General features: G+C 43.6%; 3 protein-coding genes. All 3 read right to left on the reverse strand.

What is annotated here, in order from left to right; translation table 11 throughout:
• Positions 1-160 precede the first annotated feature (160 nt).
• A complete protein-coding gene (locus C9F12_RS22145; RefSeq protein ID WP_108450234.1) occupies positions 161-631 on the reverse strand; it encodes a hypothetical protein in 471 nt (156 codons plus the stop codon).
• 266 nt (positions 632-897) lie between these two features.
• On the reverse strand, positions 898-1,392 hold the full coding sequence (locus C9F12_RS22700; protein WP_162816558.1) for a hypothetical protein: 495 nt from the start codon (positions 1,390-1,392) through the stop codon (positions 898-900).
• 265 nt (positions 1,393-1,657) lie between these two features.
• Positions 1,658-1,866 (reverse strand): hypothetical protein (locus tag C9F12_RS22845; protein WP_205254755.1); only part of this gene is annotated, 209 nt, incomplete at its 5' end.

The following is a 1,866-nucleotide window of genomic DNA, read 5'->3' on the forward strand; positions in this document are numbered from 1 at the left end:
GGACACCAAAGCTGGGTAAGATCAGCTATTTGGGTGTGATACCTGATCTTATGGATCTTCCACTTGCTCAATACCTTCTTGAGCGAGAGCATGTCCTCGATGTCGTAGGTGAGTGCTGTCAATATATCAGTTGTTTCCTTGTCTTGTTACATCCCTGCAATCAATGATTGTTCTCACAGTAGAACCAGTGTTCGGCCTCGGTTCTTTCGCAGAAGGCATAATTAACCTCAGTATTTTCCTCTATCGCCTTCTCCACGCTATCCACTATTATTTCTTCAAACAGGTCGTCAGAATCATATTTGTAATACATAGAGTTCCCAAAATTAAAAAACCCGTTGCCAATATAGTAGACTGACAAGCAACTATTCTTATAGCAACTTAATGATACCCGATCAAGCCCTGCTTCCCGCATTCTACTACGAATCCACTGCACCTTTTCACCATCAAGATCATCGGGCTTGGTGAAAAACGGAATGATGTGTATATATTCACCTTCATACATCTCTTCAAGCTTACCCAGTATCTCACCCATCCTATCCAAGACGTCATCGGGAGGTTGTCTTGGCCATAGATAGAACAACAAGCTACCTGCAAGCATAAGTACGACACCCCCGATGACTCTCTTTTTCATTGTTTATATTCTCCGGCTTCTGGCTAATTCACAGTCGTGACGTACTTTTGAAGCCACCCTGGTTGGACAAGGCGCTGAGGCTACTTGATCTTACCCAGCATTGCTGGATACCAATGCTGGGTAAGATCAACTATTTGGGTGTGATACCTAATCTTATGGATCTTCCACTTGCCCAATGTCTTCTTGAGGGGAGGGCATGTCCTCGATGTCATAGGTGAGCGCTGTCAATATATCAGTTGTTTCCTTGTCTTGTTACATTCCTACAATCAATGATTGTTCTCACAGTAGAACCAGTGTTCGACTTCGGTTCTCTCGCAGAAGGCGTAAAGAACCGAAATGTTCTCTTCTTTTGCCTTCTCAATGCTTTCTTCTATGGCCTTCTCAACGTTATATACTATTATTTCTTCGAGTATGTCGACAGAATCATATCTATAGTACATAGGATAACGAAAAATATCTAAGCCTTTAGCAATAAAATAGGATGATGAACAGCCATGCTCTGAACAGCTTAAGGACACCCGGCTAAACCCTGTCTCTCGCATTTCTCTCCGAATCCATTTAACCCTTTCACTATCTAGGCCATCGGGTTCCGCTGTATATGGCCATATAAAAATCGTCTCACCTTCATACATCTCCTCAAGCTTACCAAGTATCCCCTGCATCCTGTCCAAGACGTCATCGGGAGGTTGTCTTGGCCATAGATGCACTAACAGGCTACTAACAAGCAGTAATGCAACACCCCCGATGACTCTCTTCTTCATTGTTTATATTCTCCGGCTTCTGGCCAACGCACAGTCATGGCGTACTTTTGAAGCCACCCTGATTGGACAAGGCGCTGAGGCTACTTGATCTTATCCAGCATTGGCGGATACCAACGCAGGGGAAGATCAACTCTTTAGGTGTGATACCCAATCTTATGGATCTTCCACTTGCCCAATGTCTTCTTGAGGGAGGGCATGTCCTCGATGTCGTAGGTGAGTGCTGTCAATATATCAGTTGTTTCCTTCTCTTATTACATCCCTGCAATCAATGATTGTTCTCACAGTAGAACCAGTGTTCGGCCTCGGTTCTTTCGCAGAAGGCGTAATTAACCTCAGTATTTTCCTCTATCGCCTTCTCGACGTTATCTACTATTACCTCTTCAAGCAGGTCGCCTGAGTCATAGACGTAATACCTATAGTTTAGGAAAACATTAAAACTTCTGTTAATCGAGTATATTGATAAACACCTGCGTT

The organism is Halomonas sp. BN3-1 (genome assembly GCF_003056325.1).
GTDB classification, from domain to species: domain Bacteria; phylum Pseudomonadota; class Gammaproteobacteria; order Pseudomonadales; family Halomonadaceae; genus Halomonas; species Halomonas litopenaei.

Excerpts from the sequence above, each read along its gene's own strand:
- C9F12_RS22145 (WP_108450234.1), bottom strand. The coding sequence starts at position 631 with ATGAAAAAGAGAGTCATCGGGGGTGTCGTACTTATGCTTGCAGGTAGC.
- C9F12_RS22700 (WP_162816558.1), bottom strand. The coding sequence starts at position 1,392 with ATGAAGAAGAGAGTCATCGGGGGTGTTGCATTACTGCTTGTTAGTAGC.